Source organism: Citrobacter freundii complex sp. 2024EL-00216 (genome assembly GCF_043945515.1).
GTDB lineage: Bacteria > Pseudomonadota > Gammaproteobacteria > Enterobacterales > Enterobacteriaceae > Citrobacter > Citrobacter portucalensis.
Window position 1 is genome coordinate 152,467 of the sequence record NZ_JBIMRA010000011.1, and the last position, 24,947, is coordinate 177,413.

The 24,947-nt window shown below is 52.5% G+C and carries 24 protein-coding genes; 17 read left to right on the forward strand and 7 right to left on the reverse strand.

Annotation, left to right across the window (positions count from 1 at the left end; all coding sequences use genetic code 11):
* Positions 1-123: 123 nt before the first annotated feature.
* From ACHHZ7_RS16020 to ACHHZ7_RS16030, 3 genes are read right to left on the reverse strand one after another with little or no spacing between them, the layout of a single operon-like run.
* Entirely contained in the window at positions 124-690 is a 567-nt protein-coding gene (locus tag ACHHZ7_RS16020) for a phage polarity suppression protein (protein ID WP_060682813.1), read from the reverse strand.
* 15 nt (positions 691-705) lie between these two features.
* Positions 706-945, reverse strand: a complete 240-nt coding sequence (locus tag ACHHZ7_RS16025) for an ogr/Delta-like zinc finger family protein (RefSeq protein WP_000468231.1) — start codon at positions 943-945, stop codon at positions 706-708.
* Positions 946-948: 3 nt separating this feature from the next.
* On the reverse strand, positions 949-1,692 hold the full coding sequence (locus tag ACHHZ7_RS16030) for a capsid protein (RefSeq protein ID WP_265453569.1): 744 nt from the start codon (positions 1,690-1,692) through the stop codon (positions 949-951).
* 539 nt (positions 1,693-2,231) lie between these two features.
* Here ACHHZ7_RS16030 and ACHHZ7_RS16035 point away from each other — a divergent pair.
* From ACHHZ7_RS16035 to ACHHZ7_RS16055, 5 genes are read left to right on the forward strand one after another with little or no spacing between them, the layout of a single operon-like run.
* Positions 2,232-2,498: an AlpA family transcriptional regulator gene (locus tag ACHHZ7_RS16035; RefSeq protein WP_000556587.1), complete on the forward strand. Its 267-nt coding sequence runs from the start codon at positions 2,232-2,234 to the stop codon at positions 2,496-2,498.
* The gene (locus ACHHZ7_RS16040) at positions 2,495-3,046 is read left to right on the forward strand and encodes a host cell division inhibitor Icd-like protein (RefSeq protein WP_058678336.1); all 552 of its coding nucleotides are present in this window, start codon (positions 2,495-2,497) and stop codon (positions 3,044-3,046) included. Before ACHHZ7_RS16035 ends, ACHHZ7_RS16040 begins: the two co-directional genes overlap by 4 nt.
* The gene (locus tag ACHHZ7_RS16045) at positions 3,043-3,270 is read left to right on the forward strand and encodes a hypothetical protein (protein ID WP_001216599.1); all 228 of its coding nucleotides are present in this window, start codon (positions 3,043-3,045) and stop codon (positions 3,268-3,270) included. The genes ACHHZ7_RS16040 and ACHHZ7_RS16045 overlap by 4 nt, the downstream gene beginning before the upstream one ends.
* Positions 3,267-3,587: a DUF5375 domain-containing protein gene (locus ACHHZ7_RS16050; RefSeq protein WP_001472077.1), complete on the forward strand. Its 321-nt coding sequence runs from the start codon at positions 3,267-3,269 to the stop codon at positions 3,585-3,587. The genes ACHHZ7_RS16045 and ACHHZ7_RS16050 overlap by 4 nt, the downstream gene beginning before the upstream one ends.
* A 14-nt stretch (positions 3,588-3,601) precedes the next feature.
* The gene (locus ACHHZ7_RS16055) at positions 3,602-5,935 is read left to right on the forward strand and encodes a primase-helicase zinc-binding domain-containing protein (protein WP_060682812.1); all 2,334 of its coding nucleotides are present in this window, start codon (positions 3,602-3,604) and stop codon (positions 5,933-5,935) included.
* 544 nt (positions 5,936-6,479) lie between these two features.
* Here the strand turns inward: ACHHZ7_RS16055 and ACHHZ7_RS16060 are convergent.
* Positions 6,480-7,352, reverse strand: a complete 873-nt coding sequence (locus ACHHZ7_RS16060; RefSeq protein WP_060682810.1) for a phosphorothioated DNA-binding restriction endonuclease — start codon at positions 7,350-7,352, stop codon at positions 6,480-6,482.
* Positions 7,353-7,492: 140 nt separating this feature from the next.
* Between ACHHZ7_RS16060 and ACHHZ7_RS16065 the strand changes: the two genes are divergently transcribed.
* Entirely contained in the window at positions 7,493-8,128 is a 636-nt protein-coding gene (locus ACHHZ7_RS16065) for an HNH endonuclease (protein WP_060682809.1), read from the forward strand.
* Between the two features lie 45 nt (positions 8,129-8,173).
* Here ACHHZ7_RS16065 and symE read toward each other — a convergent pair whose 3' ends face one another.
* Complete coding sequence (symE, locus tag ACHHZ7_RS16070; protein ID WP_060682808.1) at positions 8,174-8,536, reverse strand: endoribonuclease SymE; 363 nt, start codon at positions 8,534-8,536, stop codon at positions 8,174-8,176.
* 777 nt (positions 8,537-9,313) lie between these two features.
* Between symE and ACHHZ7_RS16075 the strand changes: the two genes are divergently transcribed.
* From ACHHZ7_RS16075 to pdxY, 3 genes are all read left to right on the forward strand, one after another.
* The gene (locus tag ACHHZ7_RS16075; RefSeq protein ID WP_016155590.1) at positions 9,314-10,684 is read left to right on the forward strand and encodes a tyrosine phenol-lyase; all 1,371 of its coding nucleotides are present in this window, start codon (positions 9,314-9,316) and stop codon (positions 10,682-10,684) included.
* 189 nt (positions 10,685-10,873) lie between these two features.
* Positions 10,874-12,139: an aromatic amino acid transporter gene (locus ACHHZ7_RS16080; protein WP_003830097.1), complete on the forward strand. Its 1,266-nt coding sequence runs from the start codon at positions 10,874-10,876 to the stop codon at positions 12,137-12,139.
* Positions 12,140-12,150: 11 nt separating this feature from the next.
* Entirely contained in the window at positions 12,151-13,008 is an 858-nt protein-coding gene (gene pdxY, locus ACHHZ7_RS16085; RefSeq protein WP_060682807.1) for a pyridoxal kinase PdxY, read from the forward strand.
* 500 nt (positions 13,009-13,508) lie between these two features.
* Here pdxY and ACHHZ7_RS16090 read toward each other — a convergent pair whose 3' ends face one another.
* The gene (locus ACHHZ7_RS16090; RefSeq protein WP_008786084.1) at positions 13,509-15,062 is read right to left on the reverse strand and encodes an L-lactate permease; all 1,554 of its coding nucleotides are present in this window, start codon (positions 15,060-15,062) and stop codon (positions 13,509-13,511) included.
* 581 nt (positions 15,063-15,643) lie between these two features.
* Between ACHHZ7_RS16090 and ACHHZ7_RS16095 the strand changes: the two genes are divergently transcribed.
* The 3 genes from ACHHZ7_RS16095 to ACHHZ7_RS16105 are packed head-to-tail and all read left to right on the forward strand — an operon-like array spanning position 15,644 to position 18,489.
* Positions 15,644-16,363 (forward strand): (Fe-S)-binding protein, encoded by a 720-nt coding sequence (locus ACHHZ7_RS16095; protein WP_001102107.1) that lies wholly within the window; start codon positions 15,644-15,646, stop codon positions 16,361-16,363.
* 10 nt (positions 16,364-16,373) lie between these two features.
* The gene (locus tag ACHHZ7_RS16100; RefSeq protein WP_008786085.1) at positions 16,374-17,801 is read left to right on the forward strand and encodes a LutB/LldF family L-lactate oxidation iron-sulfur protein; all 1,428 of its coding nucleotides are present in this window, start codon (positions 16,374-16,376) and stop codon (positions 17,799-17,801) included.
* The gene (locus ACHHZ7_RS16105) at positions 17,794-18,489 is read left to right on the forward strand and encodes a lactate utilization protein C (protein WP_032942282.1); all 696 of its coding nucleotides are present in this window, start codon (positions 17,794-17,796) and stop codon (positions 18,487-18,489) included. The genes ACHHZ7_RS16100 and ACHHZ7_RS16105 overlap by 8 nt, the downstream gene beginning before the upstream one ends.
* Positions 18,490-18,538: 49 nt before the next feature.
* Here the strand turns inward: ACHHZ7_RS16105 and gntP are convergent, their stop codons facing one another.
* Positions 18,539-19,882, reverse strand: a complete 1,344-nt coding sequence (gene gntP / locus ACHHZ7_RS16110) for a gluconate permease GntP (protein WP_060682806.1) — start codon at positions 19,880-19,882, stop codon at positions 18,539-18,541.
* Positions 19,883-20,143: 261 nt separating this feature from the next.
* Between gntP and uxuA the strand changes: the two genes are divergently transcribed.
* The 5 genes from uxuA to ACHHZ7_RS16135 form a co-directional block, all read left to right on the forward strand.
* Complete coding sequence (gene uxuA, locus ACHHZ7_RS16115; protein ID WP_032942283.1) at positions 20,144-21,328, forward strand: mannonate dehydratase; 1,185 nt, start codon at positions 20,144-20,146, stop codon at positions 21,326-21,328.
* 80 nt (positions 21,329-21,408) lie between these two features.
* Positions 21,409-22,884: a fructuronate reductase gene (locus ACHHZ7_RS16120; protein ID WP_060682804.1), complete on the forward strand. Its 1,476-nt coding sequence runs from the start codon at positions 21,409-21,411 to the stop codon at positions 22,882-22,884.
* A 175-nt stretch (positions 22,885-23,059) separates the two neighbouring features.
* The gene (gene uxuR, locus ACHHZ7_RS16125; protein ID WP_008786090.1) at positions 23,060-23,833 is read left to right on the forward strand and encodes a Uxu operon transcriptional regulator; all 774 of its coding nucleotides are present in this window, start codon (positions 23,060-23,062) and stop codon (positions 23,831-23,833) included.
* A gap of 631 nt (positions 23,834-24,464) precedes the next feature.
* A complete protein-coding gene (locus ACHHZ7_RS16130) occupies positions 24,465-24,674 on the forward strand; it encodes a hypothetical protein (RefSeq protein ID WP_003830087.1) in 210 nt (69 codons plus the stop codon).
* Between the two features lie 202 nt (positions 24,675-24,876).
* The coding region (locus tag ACHHZ7_RS16135) for an IS1 family transposase (protein WP_001568368.1) at positions 24,877-24,947 on the forward strand (71 nt) is incomplete at its 3' end.

Sequence of the window (24,947 nt, forward strand, 5' to 3'; positions counted from 1 at the left end):
CGCGCCGGTACTGGTGTTGCGTGGGATAAAAAATACGGGGATTTGCATGCAAAACCATGCACCTTATGGATGCATGGCTTTTTTCGGCAAAAATAGTGGAATTTTCGGGGATTTTTTTGCGTGCTACCGTGCGGCCAGTTCTGCACGTCGGCGGGTGTAAATCAGGTTCTGTGCCGGGGTGAATTTCTCGCGATTATCATCCCGCGAAGCCGCATCAGGCCTGAATCCGATGGCCGTTAAAATATCGCTGTCCTGCACGGAATAATTAATTTTTTCACCTGCGGCCAGCCACACCGACAGGGCTTCACGCAGATAATCAACCGAGTGCTGCATGGCGCTCTGTTTTACTGCGGGAAGCTGTTCGTTATACCCCATCAGCTCAGGAGCCAGCGTGGCGGCCAGTTCCGCGCCGTGCTGCTGCATAAAGTCATGGAGACGGTTGCGGATGCTGATATGCTGCACCTCCTCATGTGAGCGGATATAGCGACCGGCGGCCTGATTAATCTCCCATTTTTTCACGTCGATATTGTCGCGCAAATCCTGCATTCTGCGCGGGATTTGTTCGTCACCGGCAAGGAGCTGTTCACGGTATTCCCGTTCAAGGTCTGCCAGTTCGGCTTTACGTTTCAGCCAGGTATTTTTGTTCGTCTGACAGGCCTCAAAGGCCTGCTGTATGGTCACAGTGGTCACGAGTCTCTCTCCTGATTAATGCCGGAACGGCGAGCTGTAGCAGCCCTGTACTTTACGCGGCGGCGGTGGCGTCACCGGGGCGGGGTCGGTTTTCTCCGGTGCGGCACGTATCACACCGTCAACCGACTCGATGGTGCGGAAAGTGGCCGAACATTCGATATTGGTACACTGGTGATAACGCTGTTTGACGTTTTCCGACAGATACCGGCTGGTACGGACGTGCGCGGTCTTTTTGCAGAACGGGCAGTGAAACATGATTCAGCCCTCTGCATGTTCGTGGGATTTTTCGGCCAGTTCAGCGGCAAGCTTCATCCGTCTGGCCGGGCTTCTTAACAGCGCCATATCAACCCCGGTTATGACCGGGCGATTCATGCCCGTTACGGACAGAACCGGTTCCTGCGCCATATCAAAATGATACAGGGCTGACTGCAGATTCAGGGCATCACCCAGCTCACGAGTCACGGTCGCACGCGGCGAGGTTTCTCCGCTCATTTCCAGCGACCGTATACGCAACAGAAAGGCACGTAACAGTGCGGGGCTGATACCGGCCAGCGCCTTCTTCCACTCGCTGTTGGCGTAAGTGGTGAACGCTTTTTCATGGGCGCTGATATAAGCAGTACCGGAGGAGCATGCTCCAAGCATGGCGTGGCTTTTGTCTTTCTCCAGCTCGGTAATCAGACCGGTGAACTCATCAGCCAGTTCGCGGCTGGCGATACGTTTACTGTGTTCAGCTTTCAGTTCAGGAGTGAGGTTACCGCGCAGGGTTCGAAAGCGGCTGCGCCAGTCCTGTTCGGCCTGTGCGCTTTCACTGAGGGCAGTCTGTCGTTCCTGCTCACAACGCTGAATGGAAGCCTCAATGTCGCTGAGTTTTCCCATGCTGGCCGTGTGTGCGTCTTTTGCTTCATTAAGTGCGGTCAGTGCACCGGCAATACGTTGTTCCGCGCCTTCATCCTGTTTACTGATAACGGTCTGCATGGCTTTGATAATGAGTTCGGGTTTCATGTTCAGGCTCTCCGTGTGTTCAACCTGAAATGATTCTGACGCCTCCTGCACAACAACACGATTCATTGCCGTTGTCAGAGTGCTGGCACAAACAGACCTTAAAATCAGGCTGGCCAGAGAAAGGTCGCAGGAAAACCTTACTCACCGTTTGTTTTTTTACTTATAACTATTCACCACTGTTCACCTTAAATAAAAAGATAAGTAATACAGCGAGTTAAGAGGTGAACAGTTGAAGGTCTGACTGTTCACCGTCTGTTCACCACTGTTCACCCTTCAGTTTGTTCAGCCAGCCAGCTACTTAGACTTTTTAGCAATTAAAAATAATAAATATATAAATAAAAGTAATTATCGGTTTGCCATTTTGTTATCAGAGATTGTCAACAATTGTCACTGTTTGCCACTGTATAAAAATCGCTCTGTTGTGTGGTGGAGTAATACAAAATGACTTGTTGCCCTGAAGGAAAATATTCACAAAATAGAGAGCTACCCGAAGCCGGACGGACACGACCGGCACTGTATGGACTTTGTGAGGTAGCCCGATGCACACTGCTTTTTCTTCCCCGTCTTCTGCCCCTGCCGCGCCGCTGATGCCGGTTTCTGATACCGTTCACGAGCGCTTTATCCGTCTGCCCGAAGTGATGCATCTGTGCGGCCTGTCCCGCTCGACCATTTACGACCTCATCAGCCGGGAAGCCTTCCCGAAACAAATCTCCCTAGGCGGAAAAAATGTGGCGTGGGCGCAGTCTGAAATCACTGCATGGATGGCGGATCGCATTGCCGAACGTAACCGGGGCTATGACGCATGATGATGACCGTTCAGCAAACAGCCCCTTTTTCTGGCTTGCTTCTTTTCGCCGTTTCCAGGTATAGTTTTCCCGCTGTCGCAAAATCGGCAGCCGGGATTTGCAGCCCGTGTAACTTCAAGGCGACACAACACGCGCCGAGCGTGTTTTTTTATGTCGTTGCTCAGGCACACCTATTTTTCGGGCTGTGGTGCTTATTCCATAGCCCCTGTCAGATAATGGTGGTCCGGGCGGGGCAGCCTTCGGGCTGGCCGGTTTCCTTGAAGGCCGGTACTGCAAACCCCGTCCGGGCTACCACCCATGAGATTTGCAGCTCCGGTGGTGGCAATAACCGCTACTTCAAGGAGGTTGCCCTTATGGCTACGACCCTCACCCCGTCACACCCGCAGTTTGTCTTTGTGTTTGCCGCCGTTCGTCGCGCAGACCGTAAACCCCGTATTTGTATGCTTCGCACCGTTGCCGGTGATGAGCACGCCGCACGCCTTTCCCTCGTTCGCGATTACGTCCTCTCGTTTGCTGGGCGTCTGCCGGTTGCGGAGGTGCGCGCATGAGGCACACCACCATTACCGCCCGTGACCTCGAATGTCTGGAGCATATGCGCAATGTCGGCCAGCTCGTCGGCGACCTGATGCAGGTGCAGGACTGCGCCACCGTTCGTCGTGACCCGGCGCAGCAGTTACAGCTCACCTCTGTGATTTACCTCATGACCGCCCAGCTCGACGGCGTGGTCGAACGCTGCAATCAGCAGTGGCTTACCGGGGAGGGTAACGTATGAAAAAGCCATTACCGCCCGTATTACGCGCCGCGCTCTATCGTCGCGCCGTGGCCTGTGCATGGCTGACCCTGTGCGAACGTCAGCACCGCTATCCACACCTCACCCTCGACGCGCTGGAAAGCGCCATTGCCGCCGAGCTGGAGGGCTTCTACCTGCGCCAGCATGGCGAGGAAAAAGGCCGCCAGATTGCCTGTGCACTGCTGGAAGATTTAATGGAAGCCGGACCACTCAAAGCCGCGCCGTCGCTGTCCTTTCTCGGGCTGGCCGTGATGGATGAGCTTTGCGCCCGCCATATCACCGCACCAGTACTGCACTGAGGGAGAAAACAACCATGAAAATGAACGTAACAGAAACGGTAAAACAGGCGTGCGGCCACTGGCCGCGCATTCTCCCTGCGCTGGGTGTGAAGGTGATTAAAAACCGCCATCAGGCCTGTCCGGTATGCGGCGGCTCCGACCGCTTTCGCTTTGACGATAAAGAGGGGCGCGGGACGTGGTTCTGCAATCAGTGTGGCGCAGGTGACGGGCTTAAGCTGGTAGAAAAAGTGTTTGGCGTGACTCCCTCAGAGGCCGCCGGGAAGGTGAACGCCGTGACCGGCAATCTGTCGCTGGTTGCCCCGGAAGTGATTGCGGCCGCAGAGGCCGAAACTGTGGCCGACCGCAAAGCGGCGGCTGCGCTGGCCGTCAGGCTCATGGAGAAAACCCGACCAGCCACCGGCAACGCCTACCTCACCCGCAAGGGTTTCCCCGCTCTGGAATGTCTGACGCTCACCGCCATGCATAAAACCGGCGGCGTGACGTTCCGCGCCGGGGATGTGGTTGTCCCGCTGTCTGACGATACCGGCGCACTGGTTAACCTTCAGCTTATTAATTCTGACGGTCTCAAACGCACCCTGAAAGGCGGCCAGGTCAAAGGGGCATGTCATATCATCGAAGGACAGAAACAGACCGGAAAACGCCTGTGGATTGCGGAGGGTTATGCAACCGCGCTCACCGTGCATCTCCTGACCGGCGAAACCGTCATAGTGGCGCTGTCCTCCGTGAACCTCCTTTCTCTGGCGAGCCTTGCCCGTCACAAATACCCGGCCTGTCAGATTGTCCTCGCCGCCGACCGTGACCTTAACGGCGATGGCCAGACAAAAGCCGCCGTGGCCGCAGAGGCCTGTGAGGGCATTGTTGCCCTGCCGCCGGTGTTCGGTGACTGGAATGATGCGTTTATGCAGAAAGGTGAAGAAGCCACCCGGAAAGCCATTTATGACGCTATCCGGCCACCGGCGCAAAGTCCGTTCGACACCATGAGCGAGGCGGAATTTACCGCCATGAGCGCCAGCGACAAGGCTTTGCGGGTGCATGAGCATTACAGCGAAGCGCTGGCGGTGGATGCGAACGGCCAGCTCCTGTCCCGCTATGAAAACGGCATCTGGAAAAATATCCCTGCCGCCACTTTTTCACGGAATGTGGCTGACTTATTCCAGCGTCTGCGCGCCCCGTTCTCATCGGGGAAAATTGCCTCGGTGGTGGAGACCCTGAAACTGATTATTCCGCAGCAGGATACACCGGCGCGTCGTCTGATTGGCTTTCGCAACGGGGTACTCGATACCCAAAGCGGCCTGTTCAGCCCTCACAGTAAATCACACTGGCTGCGCACGCTGTGCGACGTGGATTTCACTCCGCCGGTGGACGGGGAAACGCTGGAGACTCACGCGCCGAACTTCTGGCGCTGGCTCGACCGTGCAGCCGGTAAAAATCCACAAAAACGCGACGTGATTCTGGCTGCGCTGTTTATGGTGCTGGCGAACCGCTACGACTGGCAGCTCTTTCTCGAGGTTACCGGTCCCGGCGGCAGCGGCAAAAGTATTCTGGCTGAAATCGCGACCCTGCTTGCCGGGGAAGATAATGCCACGTCGGCCGACATCGACACGCTGGAAGACCCGCGCAAGCGTGCCTCCCTGATTGGCTTCTCGCTAATCCGTCTGCCTGACCAGGAAAAATGGAGCGGTGACGGTGCAGGACTCAAGGCAATCACCGGCGGCGATGCGGTCTCGGTTGACCCGAAATACCAGAATCCGTACTCAACGCATATTCCGGCGGTGATTCTGGCCGTGAACAATAACCCGATGCGCTTCACCGACCGCAGCGGCGGCGTCTCCCGTCGCCGGGTGATTATTCATTTCCCGGAGCAGATTGCCCCGGAGGAACGCGACCCGCAGCTCAGGGATAAAATTGCGCGCGAGCTGGCCGTCATTGTGCGTCAGCTTATGCAGAAGTTCAGCGACCCGATGACTGCACGCGCACTGCTCCAGTCGCAGCAGAACTCCGACGAGGCGCTCAGTATCAAACGTGATGCAGACCCGACGTTTGATTTTTGCGGCTATCTGGAAATGCTCCCGCAGACCAACGGGATGTTTATGGGGAATGCCAGCATCATCCCGCGTAATTATCGTAAATATCTCTATCACGCGTATCTGGCCTATATGGAGGCTAACGGCTACAGGAACGTGCTCAGCCTGAAAATGTTCGGGCTGGGGCTGCCCATGATGCTGAAAGAGTACGGCCTGAATTATGAGAAGCGGCACACCAAGCAGGGGATACAGACCAATCTGTCGCTGAAAGAGGAAAGCTACGGCGACTGGCTGCCGAAGTGCGACGACCCCACAGCAACATAACCTCACTCAGACCGGCATCAGCCGGTCTTTTCCTTTCTGGCCATTGGCACAAGGTGAACAATCCACTGTTCACCCTTCACCGTATATTCACCCTGTATCACTATGAAATTATTGATAAAAAACCAGAGGTGAACAGTGTGAACAGTAAAACCTGAAAAAACTTTTTATCACCCCGCGTATCGCCCGACCGGACAGATCCAGAACGAGCACAAATCACAAAGGTGAAGAGTCGACTGTTCACTCTTCACCAACTCATCACCACCTAACCACATGATATAAAATGATAAATAACCGAGGTGAACAGTGTGAACAGTTAAATGCAAAAAAACTTTTTTATGGCGCTCTTGTCCCGGTTAGGTTCCGAGTGACGGATCCTAACCGAAAAGAAGCTTTAACACTTATTTAGTGAGTCATATCAGATAGCTAGGGTGAAGCGGGGTGAAAAAATGGTTGGGGGCACAAATGGGGGCATATGTCATTGTTTGTGAAATTTTTTTGTTGTTTTTCATTTGGTTGAGTGATGTTTTGAGTCCGGCCTTCGCACTCACCCCCTAAACACCTCCTTCCTGTGCCACTCCACAAACCCTTCTTTTGGATAATTCTCGCGTATCATCGGTAGAGCAATCTCCTTCCCGGAAAAATCCCAGAATAGTCTGCCTACTATGCCGCTGCCATTTACTGCGGGTGACACCTGAACTCGCATACTCTCATCCAACCCAATCGAACCTTTATCAAAGGCTTTATGATGAATTGCACACAGCGCCAGGCCGTTTGAAATCTCGCATGGGCCGCCGTGCTGTTTCCATTTGATATGGGCGGCTTCCAGGGCAACCGAAGTGCTGTCGTGGCGCATATTGAAGCCACAGATGGCGCATTCATAGTTATAGGCTCGTAGAACCTGCTGGCGGAACAACGGGTCCCGCTGTTTGCGGATTTGCAGGATATCAAATCCCAGTTCATCCGCGATCTCTTCCTGGATGCTTTCGGTGAAGTGAGCCTCGAGAATTTGCTGTGCCAGGGTGTTAATGAGACTGTTGCTCTTTTTCAGCAGGGCAAAATGTTGTTCATCAAAGCCTCCGGCAACGTTATGCGCCACCAGTTCTCCGGCAGGGGGCTGTTTGCTGCTGCCGGATGTTGAGCAATGCTCAGCGTTTTGGAGCTCCCAGAATCCATCGCCCTGTAAGCGCCAGAAGGGCATATCCGGGCGGTACTGCGCGCGCTGTGGTCCAAATCGCTCCAGCAGGCTATGCAACGGGTCGCGAACTTCTGAACCGTAGTCAAACAGGCGACCGTGACCCTGCTGATACCCCGCCAGCACATGAAGCAGCAGCAGAGGCTTGTGCGGCGCACGCTGCTCGCCTTTACGCCAGATAGTGATGTCGGCAATTGCCTGTTGCAGGGTTTTACTGGAAGTCATTGATTTCATTATCAGGTAAATAATTGCGATGATGCTCGCAAAATATCACCTGATCAAGAGGAGTGAGGCCGATACACTATCGATGTCACTTTATCGCTTGCCGTTATTTCAGAAAGCCTTTAGTTAAAGGAACCTGCCCCATGAATGAATTACCTGACACGATGCCGCGCGAGTACATCATCAAGGCCATTCACGCCTATGACTCGGGCTTCTCGCATCGTTTCAAAGAGGCACGACTTTATGAGCTGGAATTTCAGGGGCGACTCTATCCATCAAAAGCTATTGCCGGAATTGCGGCTACGCTTTTGACGGGCAAAGCGTTTACCCCTCAGGATTTCTCCGGCGGTATCAGTTCGAAATGCGTTAGATTATTGACTGAGCAAGGTTTTCATATTGTTCAGGATAAAAATCGTGCTGCGGTGGTGAGCGACACGATCTTCCCTGAAGAACTCGAGGCGCAAACTGAATATATCGAGGGGGCAGCGACTCAGGTGACCGTGAATCGCTATGAGCGCGACCGCAACGCCCGACAGGCAGCGCTTCACCACCACGGCTATCAGTGCAAAGTGTGTGGCATGGATATGTCAAAGGTCTACGGTAAGATTGCTGAAGGGTTTATCCATGTACATCACCTGGTACCCTTATCGGTAATAAAAGAAGACTACCGCCTTGATCCCATCAATGACCTGATCCCTGTGTGTCCAAATTGTCATGCTATGCTGCACCGGCGCATGCCGCCGTATACCCCAGAAGAACTGAAAAATATGCTGTGCTAAACGCTCAAAAAGGCGCCCACAGGCACCTCAATGACAATCACACTCTCACCCCTTCGACCCTTTCCCCGCAATCACCCCGATAAACTCCAGCACCTGCTTTTGTTTGCATGCTGACAGCTTTTCTACTTTGCGCAGCGATTTCATCAGCGCTGACTCTTCGGGTTGGGGCGTTTGGGCGGTGAGCACGATGCAGCCTTGCATTACGCGCACATCAACGCGGGTGCCGGTGTCGAATACGGCGGCTTTAAGCCACTGTCCTTTCATCACAATGAATGGAAACTGGACGTACTTCACCGGCAGACGGCTGTAATCAGGATAACGGCTCGCATAAGCCACTTTCAGGCGATGGTTATCTGCGGCGTGCACTTCTGGATCAAATGAAACTGCAATACAATGCGTATCAGTCATGGTGACTATTCTCACTTAATAGTTACTGTGATTAGCGATGCGCAGGTGTTGGCGCACCTTCGCATCGCGCTAATAAAACCCCTGTAAATTACGCCAGTATCTCGGGGGAAGTCCAGATGTAAATAAGATGAAATAAGCGCGAATAGCACGCTTTCGGAATAAATAGAAAACGCCTTCATCCCAATAAACCCGGTATTATTCATCGCATTTATTCATTATCTTTCACACGCCTGAATATCCCTACGCTCCAGAAAACAACACCTGTCGGCACCAGACTAAAAATGCGATCTAACTCACTGAAGCAAATAGCAAACTCTGAAACAACGCTTAATTGTACACTTTGCTTTACACTTTTAGTGATGTGAATCACAAATATAAACCCGCGAAGTGATCCGACTCTCACAAATTGGGGTGTACTCATTGAGCAATACATTATGAGAACAGCCTGGAAAGTTAAGTTTTCAGTATTTTCCCTCTCCAGTGACATGCAACGGTGAAGGGCAAATCAACACGCAAAAAAAACTCGTTGAATATGAACGGGTAAAAAAATGACGTGTGATTTGCATCACTCATATTTACAGCTTTTTAAATTATTGCCAGTGATTAATGTTGACCGGGCTATTTCCATAATCAATCAAATCTTGCATAGTGCCTCCACATTATTTCTCCCCCTGGCTCAGGAGGCGAATAGTTATATTTCATCAGACTTTATTGATGAACCAGGTATGATTTACTTCACATTAATACGTACATGACCACTGTTACTGGAGAAACAAAATGAATTATCCGGCAGAACCCTTCCGTATTAAAAGCGTTGAAACTGTATCTATGATCCCGCGTGATGAGCGCCTTAAGAAAATGCAGGAAGCGGGTTACAATACTTTCCTGTTAAATTCGAAAGATATTTATATTGACCTGCTGACCGACAGTGGCACTAACGCAATGAGCGACAAGCAGTGGGCCGGAATGATGATGGGTGATGAAGCGTACGCGGGCAGCGAAAACTTCTATCATCTGGAAAGAACCGTGCAGGAACTGTTCGGCTTTAAACATATTGTTCCGACTCACCAGGGCCGCGGCGCAGAAAACTTATTATCACAACTGGCTATTAAACCAGGGCAATATGTTGCCGGGAATATGTATTTCACTACCACCCGTTATCATCAGGAAAAAAATGGTGCGGTGTTTGTCGATATCGTTCGTGACGAAGCGCACGATGCCGGTCTGAATATTGCGTTTAAAGGTGATATCGATCTTAAAAAATTACAAAAACTGATTGATGAAAAAGGCGCAGAGAATATTGCGTATATCTGCCTGGCGGTGACGGTTAACCTCGCGGGCGGGCAGCCGGTCTCGATGGCGAACATGCGTGCGGTGCGTGAACTGACGGCAGCGCACGGCATTAAAGTGTTCTACGACGCTACCCGCTGCGTGGAAAACGCCTACTTTATCAAAGAGCAAGAGCAGGGCTTTGAGAACAAGAGCATCGCCGAGATCGTGCATGAGATGTTCAGCTACGCCGACGGTTGTACCATGAGTGGTAAAAAAGACTGTCTGGTGAACATCGGTGGCTTCCTGTGCATGAACGATGACGAAATGTTCTCTTCTGCCAAAGAGTTAGTCGTGGTTTACGAAGGTATGCCATCTTACGGCGGCCTGGCCGGACGCGACATGGAAGCCATGGCGATTGGTCTGCGCGAAGCCATGCAGTACGAGTACATCGAGCACCGCGTGAAGCAGGTTCGCTACCTGGGCGATAAGCTGAAAGCCGCTGGCGTACCGATTGTTGAACCGGTGGGTGGTCACGCGGTATTCCTCGATGCGCGTCGCTTCTGCGAGCATCTGACGCAGGACGAGTTCCCGGCACAAAGTCTGGCCGCCAGCATCTATGTGGAAACCGGCGTGCGCAGTATGGAGCGCGGAATTATCTCTGCGGGCCGTAATAACGTGACCGGTGAACACCACAGACCGAAACTGGAAACCGTGCGTCTGACTATTCCACGCCGTGTTTATACCTATGCACATATGGATGTCGTGGCTGACGGTATTATTAAACTTTACCAGCACAAAGAAGATATTCGCGGGCTGAAGTTTATTTACGAGCCGAAGCAGTTGCGTTTCTTTACTGCACGCTTTGATTACATCTAAAAAATAGTTATGGCCCCATCACGTGATGGGGCTTTTTTGTATTCCTTTTCCTTGAACAGGAAGCCTTTGCGGTGCCCGTTACCGTGACATAACTAAAAAAAGTAAACCCTGACTCCGACATTTTTATTATCCGCATGATGTACAAATGACAGCTGTAATTATAACGAATAGTCTACAGGAACATTTATCATGGATATTAATGCCATTGAGCGACAGAGTAGTACCCCCGGACTGATTAGCGGAACCATGTTGGTTATCGCGACCGTAGTGGGTGGCGGGATGTTCTCCCTGCCGATTGCGATGGCCGGCGTATGGTTCCCCGGTGCGTCTGTTATTCTTCTGTTTATCGCCATCATGATGTTATTAACCGGTCTGATGCTGGTTGAAGTCAACCTGCATTATGGCGCCGGTGCCAGTTTTAATACCTTTACTCAGGATTTATTAGGCCGTAAATGGAATATCGTTGTCGGTATCGCTTTCGGCTTTGTGCTGTATATTCTGACCTATGCCTATATTTCCGGATCGTCAGCGGTGATGGCGCAAACCGTGTTCAAATACAGCGGCGTGCGTTTTCCGGCGAATATCTCGGTGGTGATCGTCAGTATGCTGGTCGGCGCGATTGCCTGGTACAGCTCCTTGCTGGTCGGACGCATCACTACCGTGTTGATTATCGGTAAGTTTATCGCGTTCTTTGCTACTTTCTCTGGGCTGGTTGGTCATATTGAAGTGGCGAAACTTGTCGACAGCGTGGCGGTGGCGCTGCCCAACTCACAGTACCTGCCTTACATTCTGATGACGCTGCCGTTCTGTATTATCTCGTTTGGTTTTCACGGTAACGTGCCGAGCCTGGTCAAGCTGTATGGCAAGAGTGGGGTCCCGAATATCACGCGTTCGATTATCATCGGTACGCTGTTTGCCCTGCTGCTGTATATCTTCTGGCTGGGCGTCACGATGGGTAACATCAGCCGTTCCGCGTTCCCGCCAATTATCGCCAAAGGCGGCAATATCGACGTGTTTGTTGAGGCCATCAGCGAGCTGTTCACCAGCCGGTATATGGATCTGATCCTGACCTTCTTCGGCAACTTCGCAGTAGCCAGTTCTCTGCTGGCGGCGACGCTTGGCTTGTTCGATTACATCGCCGACCTGTTTCACTTCCCGGATGACGGCATGGGCCGCCTGAAAACCGCGCTGGTGACCTACTTCCCGCCAGCCGCCGTGTGCTTCTTCTTCCCGAACGGTTTTGTGCACGCGATTGGCTACGCCGGTCTGGCCTTTACCATCTGGAGCGTGATCCTGCCGCCGTTCCTGGTGAAAGCCGCGCGGAAACGTTTTCCGACCGCCAGCTATACCGCGCCCTGTAATAACACCGTGCTTAACCTGGTGATTGTCTGTGGAGCGGTTGTCTATCTGACGGTTGTTCTGGACGTATTTGGTCTGCTGCCAACGTTTCGTTAGACGGAGTCAAAATGAAAAACGTGTTGTCTGTTCAGTCGTCAGTCGTTTATGGCTATGCCGGAAATAAAGCCGCTGTGTTGCCGATGCAGCTTTCGGGGATCGATGTCTGGCCGTTTTACACCGTACAGTTTTCCAACCACACCCAGTACGGGATGTGGCAGGGCATGGCGATGCCGCACGGCGAGCTGAGCGCCATCATCAGCGGGCTGGATGACCTGCAAAAGCTGGCGCAATGCGACGCCGTGCTGTCCGGGTATCTTGGAGATAAACGTCATTGTGAAGAGGTGAAGCACGCGGTCACCACCATTCGTCAGCGTAATCCGCAGGCGCTCTATTTTTGCGATCCGGTGATGGGCGATCCGCAAAAAGGCTGCATTGTCGCGCAGGGCGTAGAGTCCTTTTTTGTCGATGATGCCATTCAACTGGCCGACATCATGGGACCGAATCTCTATGAGCTGGGCGTGCTGACGGGCAGACAACTGCGTGGTTTTGACGAGGTGGTGGAAGCTGCGCAGCAGCTGGTGTCGTGGGGTGTGAAGAAGGTGCTGGTGAAGCATCTCGGCGACTGTTCGCGGGACAAACAGGCGTTTGAAATGCTGCTGGTGACGCCGGAACAGACGTTACACATTGCCCGGCCGCTGTATACCTTTGCCAAAATGCCGGTGGGCGTTGGGGATCTGATTTGCAGCGTGATGCTGGCTTCACTGCTCAATGGTTATGAGGACAAGCAGGCGCTGGAGCGGACCACCAGTGTCGTCGATGCTGTGATGCGACTGACGAAAGAGCATGATTCGTATGAACTGCGGCTGATAGATGCGCGTCACCAGATAATGGATCCGCAAATTCGCTATCGGGCAGCGGTACTGTAGCGCCACGAGGGGGCTCTATGTTTCTGACATTGCTGCGGCTTCAGCATCCGCTGGTCTACCGTTTCGCGTGGCTTCGTCTGTGGGTGGCGGTGTTAAGAGCATGCGGTCTGCGTAAGAGGAAGGGGTGAGCATTTTACGCTGCTGTCGCTGCCGGATGCGGCTCGCGCCTTATCCGGCCTACAAATGAGCGTGAAACGCAGGCCTACAAATGAGTGTGAAATGTAGGCCTGATAAGCGAAGCGCCATCAGGCATAAGCGCCAGGTATTACACGCGGAAGTAGCGTGGTGGAATCAACGCGGAAAAGGCGTCGAACTTCTTCACCATCTTTTTCCAGAACAACATAACAACAATCCTCGATTTGAAACATCGGCGCTATTTTAGTCAGCGCCGACAAATCGTAAAGCCTGTCGCCTTGTTCCGTTCCTGGGGCGGTGTAAACCTTTTTGGTCACTGTGTCGTCAAATACGATTGCCGCGAATTTGACGGGGTTGACAATGGCTTACGCCATAAACCAGTAATAAAAGAGACCGACTTTCAGGCCGAGGATCACAATGTAGGCGCAGCAGTATTTCATGGTGCCAGACATAATCTGGTTGGCCTGACCGTCCATTTTGGTGGCAGAAACCGCGATGGCGATGCTTTGCGGCGAAATCATTTTCCCCCCCGTAGCGCCAGAGGTATTGGCCGCCGCCAGCCAGTTAGGATCGATATGCAACTTGCTGGCAGCAATGGTTTGCAGCTTGCCGAACAGAATGTTCGAGTTGGTATCGCTGCCGGTAACGAACGTGCCCAGCGCGCCAATCACCGGGGCGAGGAAGACGTATGAGCTGCCGGTCAGATCGACAATCGACTGCGCCAGCGTGGAGATAATCCCGCTGAGATCCATCACCGTGGCCAGCGCGACGATCGCCATAATTGCGACGATAGAGTTTTTAAGCTGGAAAATCGTTTTGATAAATACTTCCAGCATCCCGCGTGCGGACGCCCCCTGAATAAAACCGCCGATAATGGTCGCAAAGATGATCAGCATCCCTGGTGTGGTCACCCATTCAACTTTCAGTGCCATCGTTTTACCGTCAGCCAACGTGAAATGCAGCACCGAAGCCAGTTGGGACGCCGCGCCTTTTATTGTCGGGAACAGCGGCGAACACAGCAGGATAAACACAAAAATAAACAGATAGATAGAGCCCACGCGGAACAGCACTTTTGCCGAGCGCGGCGTGGTTTCGCGGGTATGGCTGACCTCAATGCGCCACTCTGGATCGGTTTTCCCTTTGCGCAGGCGACTGACCATCGCCACGGCAAACAGGCTTACCAGGCTACCGGCAAAAGCGGGTAATTCCGCGCCAAGATGGATGGCGACAAAATATTGCGGAACCAGCGTGGTGATGCCGCAAATCAACGTGATCAGAAATACGCCACGAATGGCTTTCAGGCCGCCGCCAATAATGCAGACAATCACAAACGGCAGCAGAATATTAAACAGCGCAAGCTGCAAAATAATGGTTCCGCCTAAGGTATAAACCGGCAGATTAACCTGTTCAGCCAGAATAGAAACCGGGATCCCGACCGCGCCGAATGCGGTGGGAACGGTATTCGCCACGAGAGAAGCAATCGCTGCTTTCAGCGGGTTGAATCCCAGCGCAATGAGAATGCCGATCGGAATAGCGACCGCCGTGCCATAGCCCGCTGCGGCTTCAAGAAATCCACCAAAACACCATGAAATCAGCAGCACCTGAATACGCTTATCTTCGCTAATGCTGGCGAGAATATCGCGCAAAATATCCAGCGCTTTGGTCGCCTGCATGACGTTATAACTGAAAATAGCGCCGAGGATCACAATCACAATCGGCCATAATCCCTTCAGTGCGCCATAGCCTATCGCGGCTTTCAGATTTTGTACGGGCATTTCCCAGAATATTGCCGATAGTGCAGCGGTGAATACCAAAGAAATCAGTACGGAATAATGGATGGGCATTTTTAATTTCAGTATTAAAAATACCATAAGTAGTAAAGGAGAGAGTGCCAGGGCAAACATAAAATATTCGTTCATTGCTATTCCTGATTGGTTCATTAAACCTGATTTATATTTATGGCGGGAAGGCTACATTGCTGTGTAAATAAAATATGTAAACTGAATCGCTTCAGTGAATAAAGTAATTATGATTTATGGTTTTGTAACTATTGTAATCTTTTAATTAAAATTCAATGCCAGATAAATATACTTAAGAGCAAGGTAAATACCCATAAGTGGTTATTTAATAACATTTTTAATAATGGTAGTGACGAAGGTAGTAATCATTCGAAACTATTTTATAAGGTGTTAATAACACTGTTGTTTTCAATATAAAAATGTGAGCAAGTCCGAAATAAATAAACATGGGTATTGCATATGCATGTTGATTAGGGGATTATTTGATTTTGTCATACAAATGAAAATACAGACATTTGCGATTGTCCTGATATAAGAAGAGGAGAGTCGCTATCAAAGGAAAACGATCCGTGCATCATAATGAGCCCAGACATTAGTAAAACAAGCAAATACAAAAACTGGGCGTGAAATACAGCTGAATCTTTGCTTGATATCGCGATATCAAGCGCAATAAACAGAAATGAAGCAATGGAGTAGTTATTGTGAATGTAAATTTCTTTGTTACCTGCATTGGTGACGCACTGAAATCACGGATGGCACGAGACTCCGTATTGCTGCTGGAAAAACTGGGTTGTCGCGTGAATTTCCCCGAGAAGCAAGGGTGTTGCGGTCAGCCAGCCATCAACAGCGGATACATCAAAGAGGCGATCCCCGGGATGAAAAACCTGATCGCCGCGCTGGAAGACAACGACGATCCGATTATCTCCCCGGCAGGCTCCTGCACCTACGCGGTAAAAAGCTACCCAACGTATCTGGCCGATGAACCGGAATGGGCGCTGCGTGCTGAGAAAGTTTCCGCGCGTATGCAGGATCTCACCTCCTTTATCGTCAACAAACTGGGCGTGGTGGACGTTGGTGCCAGCCTCCAGGGCCGCGCTGTGTATCATCCTTCCTGTAGCTTGACCCGCAAACTGGGGGTGAAGGAAGAGCCGCTCACGCTGCTGAAAAACGTGCGTGGACTGGAGCTGTTGACGTTTGCCGATCAGGATACCTGTTGCGGCTTTGGCGGGACGTTCTCGGTCAAGATGGCCGAGATATCCGGTGAGATGGTGAAAGAGAAAGTCTTACATCTGATGGATGCAAAGCCGGAATATTTGATTGGCGCAGACGTTAGCTGCCTGCTGAACATTGGCGGCCGACTGCAACGGGAAGGCCAGCCGGTCAAAGTGATGCATATTGCTGAAGTGCTGATGAGCCGCTGAGGGGAAAGAGATGTCGATAAAAACCAGCGATGTAGAATTTAAACTGCGTATTCGTCAGCAGATAGAAGATCCGATCATGCGCAAAGCCGTGGCTAATGCGCAGGAGCGTATCGGCGCGAATCGGCAAAAAATGGTCGATGAGTTAGGCCACTGGGAAGACTGGCGCGATCGTGCCAGCCAGATCCGCGATCACGTTCTGAGCAACCTCGACGCTTACCTGTACCAACTCTCCGAGAAAGTGACGGAAAACGGCGGACACGTCTATTTCGCCAAAACCAAAGAAGACGCCACTCGCTACATTTTGCAGGTCGCGCAGAGTAAAAATGCGAAGAAGGTGGTGAAGTCCAAGTCGATGGTGACCGAAGAAATCGGCGTCAACCACGTGCTGCAGGATGCCGGAATCCAGGTGATCGAAACCGATCTCGGGGAATATATTCTGCAGTTGGATCAGGATCCGCCCTCGCACGTCGTGGTCCCGGCGATTCATAAAGATCGCTACCAGATCCGCCGCGTGCTGAACGAACGTCTGGGGTACGACGGCCCGGAAACCCCGGAAGCTATGACCTTGTTCATTCGTCAGAAGATCCGCGAGGATTTCCTCAGTGCCGAAATCGGTATTACTGGCTGTAACTTTGCCGTGGCGGAAACCGGCTCGGTGTGTCTGGTGACCAACGAAGGCAACGCGCGCATGTGCACCACGCTGCCGAAAACGCACATTGCGGTGATGGGCATGGAGCGTATCGCGCCGACCTTTGCCGAGGTGGATGTGCTGATCACCATGCTGGCGCGCAGCGCCGTGGGCGCACGTCTGACGGGCTACAACACCTGGCTGACCGGCCCGCGTGAGGCGGATAACGTTGACGGACCGGAAGAGTTCCATCTGGTGATTGTCGATAACGGTCGCTCGCAGGTGCTGGGCTCAGAGTTTCGCGATGTGCTGCGCTGCATCCGCTGCGGAGCCTGTATGAATACCTGTCCGGCGTACCGCCACATCGGCGGACACGGCTATGGCTCTATCTATCCTGGACCTATCGGCGCGGTGATTTCTCCGCTGCTCGGCGGCTATAAAGATTTTAAAGACCTGCCGTACGCCTGTTCTTTATGCACGGCCTGTGACAGCGTCTGCCCGGTGCGTATTCCGTTGTCAAAACTGATCCTGCGTCATCGCCGGGTGATGGCCGAGGAGGGCATTACGCCGAAAGCCGAGCGACGGGCGATCAAGATGTTCGCCTATGCCAATAGCCATCCGGGGTTGTGGAAAGTCGGGATGATGGCGGGCGCGCATGCGGCGAGCTGGTTTATCAATGGCGGCAAAACCCCGCTCAAGGTTGGCGCGATTGGTGACTGGATGGAGGCGCGCGATCTGCCTGATGCTGACGGCGAGAGCTTCCGTAGCTGGTTTAAGAAACATCAGGCGCAGGAGAAAAAGAATGGATAACCGTACCGCGTTTTTAAACACCATCGCCCAGGCGCTGGGTCGCCCGCTGCGCTTCGAACCGCAAGCGGATGCCGCACCGGTTAACAACTATGCCAACGAGCGCCTGACCGAGCTTAGCCCCGAGCAGCGCTGCTCTGCGTTTATCCAGTTTGCCAGCGAAGTGATGCTGGCCCGCTGCGAACTGACCAGCGAGGACCAGGCCGCAGACGCGGCACTGCGCCTGTGCGAAGAATTGGGTCAGCAGCCTGTGGTGCTGAGCGGCGACAGCCGGCTGGTGGAGCTGGGCATCACCGAACGCTTGCAGCAGGAATGCCACGCCGTGGTCTGGGATCCGGCGCGTGGTAGCGAAAATATTACCCAGGCCGAGCAGGCGAAAGTGGGCGTGGTGTATGCCGAGTATGGCCTGACCGAGTCCGGCGGCGTGGTACTGTTTTCCGCACCAGAGCGCGGGCGCTCCCTGAGTCTGTTGCCGGAGTCCTCGATTTTCGTGCTGCGTAAAAGCTCCATTCTGCCGCGCGTGGCGCAGCTGGCAGAAAAACTGCATCAGAAAGCGCAGGCCGGTGAGCGTATGCCATCGTGCATTAATATCATCAGTGGACCCAGCTCGACGGCGGATATTGAGCTTATCAAGGTGGTTGGGGTGCATGGCCCGGTGAAAGCGGTGTATCTGATTATTGAGGATTGTTGAGGCAGGATGGAAAACCGCTCTGGCGCTATAGGCCAGAGCGGTATCGACGTTATGCAATTATGCTGATGATCAACACGATTATCAGGCCAACCACGGAGTTTACCAGCTCCAGCAGACCCCAGGTTTTCAGCGTATCCTTCACCGACAGGTCAAAGTAGCCTTTGAACAGCCAGAACGAAGCATCGTTGATATGGGTCAGGGTGTTGGAGCCGGCCGCTGTTGCCAGCACCAGCAACGCCGGGTCGACGCCCACCAGTTGACCGGTTGCCGGGTCGAGGATCGCTGCGCTAATAATCCCCGCCGCCGTCATGGCTGAGACCACGCCCTGACCCGTTGCCAGACGAATCAGCACGGTTATCAACCACGCCATGATGTAGGGAGAAATATTACCGTGCGACATCAGCATGCCGATGGTATCGCCGATGCCGGTATCGATAATGGTTTGCTTCAGTACGCCGCCCGCGCCGATGATCAGGATCACCATGGCGATGCTTTTCACCGCGTTTTCAAAGGCGTTCATTACCCACTGCATGTCGTGACCGCGCGCGGTACCAAACAGTACGAAGGCGACAACCATGGCGATAAACATTGCAATCGGCGAGGAGCCTAAGAAGTTGACCACTTCCCACGCCTGCGTCCCTTTCACCAGCCAGATGTTGGCGATGGTAGTGGAGATCATGATGATCGCCGGGATCAGCGGCACCAGGATAGAAACACCGAAGGACGGCAGGTTGTTCTGGTCAACCGGTACGTCGGCCTTCATGAATGACGGCGTTGGACGATCGAGGTTGCCGAGGAATTTCGGCAGGATAAGTCCGGCGCAGATCACGCTCGGAATGGTCACCAGGATACCGTAGATGTAAACCATGCCCATGTCAGCGCCGTAAGCGTTAACCAGCGCGACCGGACCCGGCTGCGGTGGGAACAGTGAGTGAGCGGTGGTGGCGGCGGCAACCGCAGGAATCGCCAACTTAAGGAACGGGATCTTCGCTTCCGCGGCAATGACGATCACCAGCGGTGCCAGCATAATAAACGCCACTTCATAGAACATCGCCAGGCCGAAGATCAGACCAATAATGATCACCGACAGCTGCACGTAACGTAGACCGAGTCGCGCCAGCAGCGTATGGGCAATCTGATGCGCCGCCCCGGAATCAACCATCAGCTTACCGATGACGGCCCCGAATACCACGATAATCGCCAGCTCACCCAGCGTGCTGCCAAAACCGGATTTCATGGTATGCAGCAGTTCCATTAAATCCATTCCCGCCAGCATACCGACCGAGAGTGCCGCCAGCAGCAGGGCGACCATCGAGTTTATTTTGAATCTTAAATTGAGCACCAGCATCAGGCCGATGCCGAATACAACCCACAGAATATTGAGAACGTGCATATAACGTCTACCTTACTTTGGTTGAACTATTATGATTTTGGTTGAGATGTTACATATATTGGTCAACCTATGATGCGATGGATGTCACATTGCGTTACATGTTTACATTAATACTGGGTTGTATGGCCGTTAATTAGCGGTATGGTCAGCAGATATCGTGATTTGGTTAACCAATTTATCGCTTCAGGTTGACATGTAATACCAAAAGGAGGAATTTATGTGCCATATCGTCGAGTCCATAACGTAAACGAGGAATAAAACATGGAACAGACATGGCGCTGGTATGGTCCTAACGATCCGGTCACCTTAGCGGATGTGCGTCAGGCGGGTGCAACGGGCGTTGTCACTGCCTTGCACCATATCCCGAACGGGGAAGTGTGGACGGTTGATGAGATCCTGAAACGCAAAGCCATTATTGAGCAGGCGGGCCTGGTATGGTCGGTCGTCGAAAGCGTACCGATCCACGAAGACATTAAAACCCGTTCCGGCAACTATCAGCAGTGGATTGCCAACTACCAGCAAAGCCTGCGTAACCTGGCCGAGTGCGGCATTCGTACCGTGTGCTACAACTTTATGCCGGTTCTCGACTGGACCCGTACCGACCTGGAATACGTCCTGCCGGACGGCTCCAAAGCGCTGCGTTTCGATCAAATTGAATTTGCCGCCTTTGAGCTGCATATCCTCAAACGACCGGGCGCGGAAGCGGACTACACCGCCGAAGAGATTGCGCAGGCGAATGAACGCTTCACCACCATGAGCGAAGAAGACAAAGCACGTCTGACCCGCAATATCATCGCCGGTTTGCCGGGCGCGGAAGAGGGCTACACGCTCGACCAGTTCCGCCAGCATCTTGAACGCTATAAGGATATCGATAAAGCTGCGCTGCGTGAGAATTTTGCCGTCTTCCTGAAGGCGATTATTCCTGTAGCAGAAGAGGTTGGTGTGCGCATGGCGGTACACCCGGACGATCCGCCGCGCCCAATCCTTGGCCTGCCACGCATTGTTTCCACCGTGGAAGATATGCAGTGGATGGTCGATACGGTCAACAGCATGGCGAACGGTTTCACCATGTGTACCGGCTCCTACGGCGTTCGTGCGGATAACGACCTGGTCGACATGATCAAACAGTTTGGCCCGCGCATTTACTTCACCCATTTGCGCTCCACGCTGCGTGAAGATAACCCGAAAACCTTCCATGAAGCGGCGCATCTAAATGGCGACGTTGACATGTACGAAGTGGTGAAAGCGATCGTTGAGGAAGAACAGCGCCGTAAAGCCGAGGGCAAAGAGGATCTGATCCCTATGCGCCCGGACCACGGTCACCAGATGCTTGACGACCTGAAAAAGAAAACCAACCCAGGTTACTCCGCGATTGGTCGCCTGAAAGGCCTGGCGGAAGTGCGTGGCGTTGAGATGGCTATCCAGCGCGCTTTCTTTAGCCGCTAAAGCAGTGTTGCCGGTCGCCTGTGTGGCCGGCTTTTTTCTTTTCTCTCCGTTGGTATTTCCGACGGGATCTGGAGTTCACGATGACAACGACAATTGCCAATAGCAACCTGCCGGTTGCACGCCCTGCATGGGACAGCTCTCGTTTGCAATCCCGCATTGTTCACCTGGGATGCGGCGCTTTTCACCGCGCGCATCAGGCGCTGTACACCCACCATCTGCTGGAAACCACCGACAGCGACTGGGGTATCTGTGAAGTTAACCTGATGCCGGGTAATGACTGCATACTGATTGAAAACCTGCGCAAGCAGCAATTGCTGTATACCGTGGCGGAAAAAGGCGCGGACAACACCGTGCTGAAAGTGATCGGCTCGATGAAAGAAGCGCTGCACCCGGAGCTTGACGGCTGTGATGGTATTTTACAGGCCATGGCACGCCCGCAGACGGCAATTGTCTCGCTGACGGTCACGGAAAAAGGCTACTGCACCGATGCTGCCAGCGGCCAGTTAGATCTCAATAACCCGCTGATTAAACACGATCTGGCAAATCCAGCCACGCCGAAATCGGCGATTGGTTACATCGTACAGGCACTGCATCTGCGTCGTGAGCAGGGGCTGGCGGCCTTTACCGTGATGTCCTGCGATAACGTGCGTGAAAATGGGCATGTGGCGAAAGTCGCGGTGCTGGGCCTGGCGCAGGCGCGTGACCCGCAGCTGGCGCAGTGGATTGAAGCAAACGCCACTTTCCCGTGCACCATGGTAGACCGCATTGTTCCGGCGGCAACGCCGGAAACGTTGCAGGAGATTGCCGACCAGTTGGGCGTTTACGATCCGTGCGCTATCGCCTGCGAACCGTTCCGCCAGTGGGTGATTGAAGACAACTTTGTTAACGGTCGCCCTGACTGGGACAAAGTCGGCGCACAGTTTGTTGCCGACGTAGTACCGTTTGAAATGATGAAACTGCGCATGCTCAACGGCAGCCACTCTTTCCTCGCTTATCTGGGCTATCTCGGCGGTTATGAAACCATCGCTGACACCATGACCAATCCAGCATACCGCAAAGCGGCGTTTGCGCTGATGATGCAGGAGCAAGCGCCAACGCTGTCGATGCCGGAAGGTACCGATCTCAACGCCTACGCGACGCTGCTGATCGAGCGTTTCAGCAACCCGTCTCTGCGCCACCGTACCTGGCAGATTGCGATGGACGGTAGCCAGAAACTGCCACAGCGCCTGCTGGATCCGGTGCGTCTGCATCTGCAAAACGGCAGCGGCTGGCGTCATCTGGCACTGGGCATCGCGGGCTGGATGCGCTACACCCACGGTGTGGATGAACAGGGGCAGGTCATTGATGTTGTCGACCCAATGCAGGCCGAATTCCAGCGCATTAACCAACAGTTCCAGGGAGCCGAACGCGTGACGGCTCTGCTGGGGTTGAGCGGCATTTTTGGTCATGATCTGGCGGAAAACGTCGACTTTGTTGCGACGGTTACCGCAGCGTATCAACAGTTGTGTGAAAACGGCGCACGCGAGTGCGTTGCAGCGTTAAGCGCTGACGCATAACCATCCAGGTATGACGGGTCAATCAAAATACTAATTTGGTTGACCCGTTTTCTGTTTTTGGCTTCCCGCAAATGCTATAGTTCAGGCGAAAAAACGTTATTGGTAGGCCGGATAAGGTGTGCGCAGCCATCCAGCCTCCGGATTCTGAATTGACGCATCTGACGGACATAACACGATGAAATCAAACACTTCTCAGCAAAGACCCTACCAGGAAGTGGGTGCAATGATCCGCGATCTGATTGTCCAGACGCCGTACCAGCCTGGTGAGCGCTTGCCGCCGGAGCGTGAAATTGCCGAGAGACTCAATGTCACTCGCACGGTGGTGCGCGAAGCGTTAATCATGCTGGAAATTAAAGGTCTGGTGGACGTGCGTCGTGGCGCCGGGATCTACGTACTCGACAATGCAGAAGCTCAGACTATCGACAGTTCGGATGTGAATCATTGCAATGATGCAGGCCCGTTTGAGCTGCTCCAGGCGCGACAGCTGCTGGAAAGCAACATCGCCGAATTTGCCGCGCTGCAGGCCACCCGCGAAGATATCGTCAAAATGCGCCAGGCGTTGCAGCTGGAAGAGCGGGAACTGGCCTCCAGCGAACCGAACGGTTCTGAAAGCGGTGACATGCAGTTCCATCTCGCTATCGCCGAGGCCACGCATAACAGCATGCTGGTGGAGCTGTTCCGCCAGTCATGGCAGTGGCGCGAGAACAACCCGATGTGGATCCAGCTTCATAGCCATCTCGATGATACCCACTATCGTAAAGAGTGGATGGGTGACCACAAACAGATCCTGGCGGCGTTAATCAAAAAGGATGCCCGCGCGGCCAAGCTGGCGATGTGGCAGCATCTGGAAAACGTCAAACAGCGCCTGCTGGAGTTTTCAAATGTTGATGACATCGACTTCGATGGCTATCTGTTTGACTCCTGGCCGCTGGATAAAGTTAACGCTTGATTTTACCACCTCTCATGCGGGCTGTTCCGGCCCGCTCGGCATTGCATAGCAACCTTTCTTTTCACGTCTTAAACCTCATGTAAAAAATGGTTTCCATAGTCTTCAATGATCATTTTTTCGCTGCCCCTGTGTGATGTAATTTGATTTTCATCAATTAAAAACAACTTAATTTCGCATGCGAAAAAATGGGTTATTTACCTTATCTTTACCTTTTCGTGCTTATTTTTAGACAAAACAGGCCAGCATTAAGTGAGAATCAAAGTGATTCCCGTAGTGCTTTGGGTGCGATCTCTTTGCATAACAGTACATAAAAACAAGCAGTTCGCGTAAAAGTAGACATTAATAACGGTGCGTAACTTATTGGCTGTAATGATGTTTTGATTGCTTATGCTGATTTTTGTCAATGCCTCATGTGTTTTTAATCAAATGAATAAAAATGAATATATGTAAAGTTAAAATTACACATTATTCTATAAACAAGTTATCTTTCACTTGAAATATCGTTCCATTTTACCTTGTTTTATTAACAGTTTTATTACGATTGTGAATGTTTTTTACCGTTGACATGTTTTTACACTGACTGCATATTTCATCGCCATAAGCGTCTTATTGCGTTCAGGAGATGATGACGATGCCTTCTCGAGATTATCCCGATATCCGAAAAGCCAGGGGAACCCGATCAAAAGATATGGTTCTATTAAGTGCCCGTGTCGATACTTCTCTATGGGAATATGTTCGGACGCTGGCATTTGAAACCCGTAAAAGTAAACAAGACATTATTGCCGAGGCATTAATGTTGCATCGCTCTATTAATGAGAGCACAAGCGAAGAATCTAAGTAATTACTCTCTGTTCGGGTTTTATTTAAAACCCAAAATTGAAATAGGTCTTGCCACTTCATTATTGCCTTTATTGGTATATTTTTTCGGTGTGTTATTGGTGTTTCCCCTTATCTGGAGGGGACTTTTTTATGTGGGCATTCCGCCTTCGGTGATGCTGCCAACTTACTGATTTAGTGTATGATGGTGTTTTTGAGGTGCTCCAGTGGCTTCTGTTTCTATCAGCTGTCCCTCCTGTTCAGCTACTGACGGGGTGGTGCGTAACGGCAAAAGCAC

Excerpts from the sequence above, each read along its gene's own strand:
- ACHHZ7_RS16025 (WP_000468231.1), bottom strand. The coding sequence starts at position 945 with ATGTTTCACTGCCCGTTCTGCAAAAAGACCGCGCACGTCCGTACCAGC.
- ACHHZ7_RS16030 (WP_265453569.1), bottom strand. The coding sequence starts at position 1,692 with ATGAAACCCGAACTCATTATCAAAGCCATGCAGACCGTTATCAGTAAA.
- ACHHZ7_RS16035 (WP_000556587.1), top strand. The coding sequence starts at position 2,232 with ATGCACACTGCTTTTTCTTCCCCGTCTTCTGCCCCTGCCGCGCCGCTG.
- ACHHZ7_RS16040 (WP_058678336.1), top strand. The coding sequence starts at position 2,495 with ATGATGATGACCGTTCAGCAAACAGCCCCTTTTTCTGGCTTGCTTCTT.
- ACHHZ7_RS16045 (WP_001216599.1), top strand. The coding sequence starts at position 3,043 with ATGAGGCACACCACCATTACCGCCCGTGACCTCGAATGTCTGGAGCAT.
- ACHHZ7_RS16050 (WP_001472077.1), top strand. The coding sequence starts at position 3,267 with ATGAAAAAGCCATTACCGCCCGTATTACGCGCCGCGCTCTATCGTCGC.
- ACHHZ7_RS16055 (WP_060682812.1), top strand. The coding sequence starts at position 3,602 with ATGAAAATGAACGTAACAGAAACGGTAAAACAGGCGTGCGGCCACTGG.
- ACHHZ7_RS16060 (WP_060682810.1), bottom strand. The coding sequence starts at position 7,352 with ATGACTTCCAGTAAAACCCTGCAACAGGCAATTGCCGACATCACTATC.
- ACHHZ7_RS16065 (WP_060682809.1), top strand. The coding sequence starts at position 7,493 with ATGAATGAATTACCTGACACGATGCCGCGCGAGTACATCATCAAGGCC.
- symE (WP_060682808.1), bottom strand. The coding sequence starts at position 8,536 with ATGACTGATACGCATTGTATTGCAGTTTCATTTGATCCAGAAGTGCAC.
- ACHHZ7_RS16075 (WP_016155590.1), top strand. The coding sequence starts at position 9,314 with ATGAATTATCCGGCAGAACCCTTCCGTATTAAAAGCGTTGAAACTGTA.
- ACHHZ7_RS16080 (WP_003830097.1), top strand. The coding sequence starts at position 10,874 with ATGGATATTAATGCCATTGAGCGACAGAGTAGTACCCCCGGACTGATT.
- pdxY (WP_060682807.1), top strand. The coding sequence starts at position 12,151 with ATGAAAAACGTGTTGTCTGTTCAGTCGTCAGTCGTTTATGGCTATGCC.
- ACHHZ7_RS16090 (WP_008786084.1), bottom strand. The coding sequence starts at position 15,062 with ATGAACGAATATTTTATGTTTGCCCTGGCACTCTCTCCTTTACTACTT.
- ACHHZ7_RS16100 (WP_008786085.1), top strand. The coding sequence starts at position 16,374 with ATGTCGATAAAAACCAGCGATGTAGAATTTAAACTGCGTATTCGTCAG.
- ACHHZ7_RS16105 (WP_032942282.1), top strand. The coding sequence starts at position 17,794 with ATGGATAACCGTACCGCGTTTTTAAACACCATCGCCCAGGCGCTGGGT.
- gntP (WP_060682806.1), bottom strand. The coding sequence starts at position 19,882 with ATGCACGTTCTCAATATTCTGTGGGTTGTATTCGGCATCGGCCTGATG.
- uxuA (WP_032942283.1), top strand. The coding sequence starts at position 20,144 with ATGGAACAGACATGGCGCTGGTATGGTCCTAACGATCCGGTCACCTTA.
- ACHHZ7_RS16120 (WP_060682804.1), top strand. The coding sequence starts at position 21,409 with ATGACAACGACAATTGCCAATAGCAACCTGCCGGTTGCACGCCCTGCA.
- uxuR (WP_008786090.1), top strand. The coding sequence starts at position 23,060 with ATGAAATCAAACACTTCTCAGCAAAGACCCTACCAGGAAGTGGGTGCA.
- ACHHZ7_RS16130 (WP_003830087.1), top strand. The coding sequence starts at position 24,465 with ATGCCTTCTCGAGATTATCCCGATATCCGAAAAGCCAGGGGAACCCGA.